The sequence below is a fragment of the Nocardia neocaledoniensis genome (assembly GCF_003182135.1).
In the GTDB taxonomy this organism is placed as follows: Bacteria; Actinomycetota; Actinomycetes; order Mycobacteriales; family Mycobacteriaceae; genus Nocardia; species Nocardia neocaledoniensis.
Genome location: NZ_QGTL01000027.1, coordinates 1 through 3,694, shown reverse-complemented (window position 1 = coordinate 3,694; position 3,694 = coordinate 1). Strand labels below are relative to the sequence as shown.

Below are 3,694 nucleotides of genomic sequence, written 5' to 3'. Positions count from 1 at the left end.
TTCATAGTGCTCCTCGAGAGGGGGTCGGAGTTCAGACGCGCCGGCCACCGAAGTCGGGTAACGGGAGGCTTGCCGGTGGGCAGGTACTGCCGCCGGACTGCGCGAGATCTGCATCGGACCGCAAGCGGATCGGAGCAGAACGCATAATATATTCGCTCCGCAAGATTTCAGATCGGGTTTTCGAGAACTTCGCCCCGACTAGCACTTCAGCGCCGGTTCGGTCGAATCACCAGTGATGCGTCACACTGTTTGGTACAGTACTTTATATATTATGCGGAACTGTGGCGTCGGCCACCCCTGATGAAGACGGAGACCAGCGTGGGTCACAACCATCGAGCCACCCCACCCGAGCGCGATCAGGCAGCGCCGACTACCTCGCTTCGACGGCTGCCCGGAGCTTGCTCGGGTGGTGGTAAGCCATGACGGGTCGTCCGAAAGCGGCCCTGGCGGCGCTGGCAGCGATCCTGGTCGCCACCGTGGGCTGCGGCTCGGCGGAACACGGCCCCGACGACGGCATCACACTGGTGGTCGCCGACGGATTCTCCGGTGGGCATCCCGTCAGCAAAGGTGGCTCAGCCCCGTTCTTCGCTTATCTGCGTGAGCACGGTCCCGAGGTCGGCCTGCACCTGGACTACTACGGTGCCGGGCAACTGGGCAAGACCCAGGAAATGCTCACCCTCGTCCGAACCCGCGCGGTGGACATGGGATTCGTCCTGCCGGCTTACCTCGCCGACGAGTTGCCACTGACCGGCGTAGGTGATCTTCCGGGGCTGACCGACGATCCGTGCACGACGGTTCAGGTGCTCGATCCCCTGGTGAAACCCGGCGGGATCATCTACGACAAGGAGATCGAGCAGCGCGGCGTCGTGCCGCTGTGGGGCGCTGCCGTCTCCGGGATCGAGGTCTTCACCGCCGACCGCCGCGCCACCCGACCCGAGGACCTCGCCGGCCTGCTGGTGCGCTCGCCTGGTGGCGTGGGTGACCGGGTCGCGAAAGGCCTTGGCGTGGCCCCGGTCTCGTTGCCGGTCGGCGACATGTACGAGGCGCTCTCACGCGGAACGATCGATGGCGCGCTGTTGCCGCGCTACGCCGTGCTCTCCTACAGCTTCCAGGAGGTGCTGCGGTACGGCACGCTGCGGGCGGATCTGGGCTCGAGCAGCATCTGGTTCACCATCAACGCCGATGCCTGGGCCGAGCTCGACGACGCGCAACGACGGGTGGTGCAGGAGGCCGCCGAAGTGGCGCGCGCCGGAGCCTGCACATCGATCGCCGCGGCCGACGCGAAGGCCGTCGACGCGATGCGGGCGGCCGGAATCCAATTCGACGAGGTCAGCCCACAGACGCGCCCGCAGTGGGACGCCGCTCTCGCGAGCGTGCGCGCCGAATGGGTTCGCGACCTGGAATCAGCGGGCCTGGACGCCCGCGAGGTTCTCGACGCGATCGAAGCCCGGGTCGGGGGAGCGGCGAAATGAGTATCGTCCACCCCTTCCGGCACGGCACCGCCCAGCGCACCATGTTCGGTTATCGCACCGACCGACACCCCGGCCTGGATCGCGTCCAGAACGGCATCTCGGCGGTCTGCGGCGTCCTCGCCGGAATCGCGATCGTCGCCATTGTCGCGCTGACGCTGGTCGACGTGGTCCTGCGCACCTTCTTCTCCGTCACACTGGGCTGGGCGGTCGCGTTCATCGAGATGTACCTGCTCACCATCGTCGCGTTCTTCGGACTGGTGACCGCCTATCGCAGCGGCGCCCACGTCGCCGTGACCAGCCTCTTCCACCGGCTGGGCGTGCGGATGCGGAAAGTCCTGCTGATCCTGGCCTACCTCGTGCTGCTCATCGGCATGGGCGCACTGCTCATCGCCGGTATCGAAGGCCTGGTGTTCGCGATCGCCATCGACGAAGGACCGATCCGCGGTTCTTCGGAACTGCTCATACCCGGGTGGTTCATGCGTGCGATCCTGCCCGTCTCGATGGTCCTCGGCATGATCGTGGTGCTCATCGATCTCATCCGCGAGCTGATCGCGCCCTGGACAGTCCTTGCCACCGACTACGACCCCGGCGACACACCTGAAACCCCGGTGGCGACAACCCATTCCGGTACCGACATCGCGGGAGGTGCGCGATGATCGCGCTTGTCATGGCAGTGCTGCTGATCGCGCTGATCGCCGTCCGGGTGCCGGTGTCGTTCGCGATTCTCGGCGCCGGCCTGGCGGGCTTGGCGCTGCAACTGTCGGTCGGGGCCGGACTCGGTGTCCTCGAGGCGATACCGGTGGGGTCGGTGCAGTCGCTGTCCCTGTCGGCGATTCCGCTGTTCATCCTGATGGCACATCTGATGCTGATGTCGGGAATGATGGACTCGCTGTTCAACGCCGGCCGCACGATGTTCGGCCGCATCCCCGGCGGCACCGGGATCGCCTCCACCGCAGCGGGAGTCGGTTTCGCGGCCATCTCCGGTTCGTCGACCGCCGCCGCGGCGACACTCGCCGAGACGACCAGCAAACGCATGATCGACGAGGGCTACCGCCCGACCACCGCCACCGGCATCGTGGCCTCGGTCGGCACGCTCGGCGGCATGATCCCACCCAGCATCATCCTCGTGTTCTACGCCGTCACCGCGGAAACCAGTGTGGGGGACATGATCGTCGCCGGCCTGGTTCCGGGGCTGATCATCGCCGCGGCGCTGCTGGCGGCCATGCTGCTGCCCGCCCTGCGCGACCCGTCCAGGATGCCGCGCGGCGAACGGTCCTCCTGGCTGACCAAGATCAAGGCGGTCCTGGAGGCCCTGCCGATCGCGGTCGTGTTCCTGGCGGTGGTCGGGCTGATCTACTTCGGCATCGTCACGCCCACCGAGTCCGCGGCCATCGGTTGCCTGGTCGCCGCACTGCTCGTCGCGATACGCGGCCGCATGACCGGCACCGGTCTCGTGGACGCGGTGGTCGATTCGGTCAAGTCCAGCGCGATGATCTTCGCCATCGTGATCGCGGCGCACGTGTTCGGTTACGCGTTCGCGCAGACCAAAGTCGCGGCCTCGATGGTCACCTGGATCGAGGGCCTGCCGGTTCCACCGATCGCGATCATGCTCGCATTGCTGGTCATGTACATCGTGCTCGGCTTCTTCATGGACCAGGTCGCCATCATCGCCCTCACCGTGCCCATCGTCCTTCCGCTGGTGGAAACGATCGGCTACGACGTGATCTGGTTCGGCGTGTTCGTTGTCCTCATGGGCGAGATCGGGCTGATCTCCCCACCACTCGGACTGAACGTCTTCGTCGTCGCGCGGGCGACCGGCCGCGACACCGTCGAAGTGTTCAGGGGTGCCGCGCCCTACGCCGTCGCCATGGTGATCGTCGCCATCGCCTTCATCCTGTGGCCCGATGTCGTGACCTGGCTCCCGGATTCGCGCTAGCTGCCAGCGTCTCGGGCTGCCGGAGACACTGATGTCCAGAGGTGAGCGCAGGCCGGCAGGTCGACTTCGATGCCGCGCCTGCGCTCACGAGCCGATGATCACGACGGCGCGATCGAGAGCACGATCTTTCCGACGGCTTCGCCGGATCGCAGCCGATCCGCGGCTGTCTTGCCCAGTGTCAGGCCCAGGGTGCTGTCGATCACCGGTCGGATCTGCCCCCGAGCGACGGCCGGGATCACCTCGGGCAGGAGCGCGGCGATGACCTCGGCCATCTCCTGGTCGCGGG

Annotated in this window: 4 protein-coding genes; 3 read left to right on the top strand and 1 reads right to left on the bottom strand. The window is 66.7% G+C overall.

The features are described 5' to 3' along the window. Positions 1-419: 419 nt before the first annotated feature. The 3 genes from dctP to DFR69_RS33775 are packed head-to-tail and all read left to right on the top strand — an operon-like array spanning position 420 to position 3,408. The gene (dctP, locus tag DFR69_RS33785) at positions 420-1,472 is read left to right on the top strand and encodes a TRAP transporter substrate-binding protein DctP (protein ID WP_110041763.1); all 1,053 of its coding nucleotides are present in this window, start codon (positions 420-422) and stop codon (positions 1,470-1,472) included. Then, complete coding sequence (locus DFR69_RS33780; RefSeq protein ID WP_167456504.1) at positions 1,469-2,128, top strand: TRAP transporter small permease; 660 nt, start codon at positions 1,469-1,471, stop codon at positions 2,126-2,128. Before dctP ends, DFR69_RS33780 begins: the two co-directional genes overlap by 4 nt. After that, complete coding sequence (locus DFR69_RS33775) at positions 2,125-3,408, top strand: TRAP transporter large permease (protein ID WP_110041761.1); 1,284 nt, start codon at positions 2,125-2,127, stop codon at positions 3,406-3,408. The genes DFR69_RS33780 and DFR69_RS33775 overlap by 4 nt, the downstream gene beginning before the upstream one ends. Positions 3,409-3,506: 98 nt before the next feature. Here the strand turns inward: DFR69_RS33775 and DFR69_RS33770 are convergent. Beyond that, a partial coding sequence (locus tag DFR69_RS33770) for a zinc-binding dehydrogenase (RefSeq protein WP_146229498.1) occupies positions 3,507-3,694 on the bottom strand: 188 nt, incomplete at its 5' end.

Excerpts from the sequence above, each read along its gene's own strand:
- dctP (WP_110041763.1), top strand. The coding sequence starts at position 420 with ATGACGGGTCGTCCGAAAGCGGCCCTGGCGGCGCTGGCAGCGATCCTG.
- DFR69_RS33780 (WP_167456504.1), top strand. The coding sequence starts at position 1,469 with ATGAGTATCGTCCACCCCTTCCGGCACGGCACCGCCCAGCGCACCATG.
- DFR69_RS33775 (WP_110041761.1), top strand. The coding sequence starts at position 2,125 with ATGATCGCGCTTGTCATGGCAGTGCTGCTGATCGCGCTGATCGCCGTC.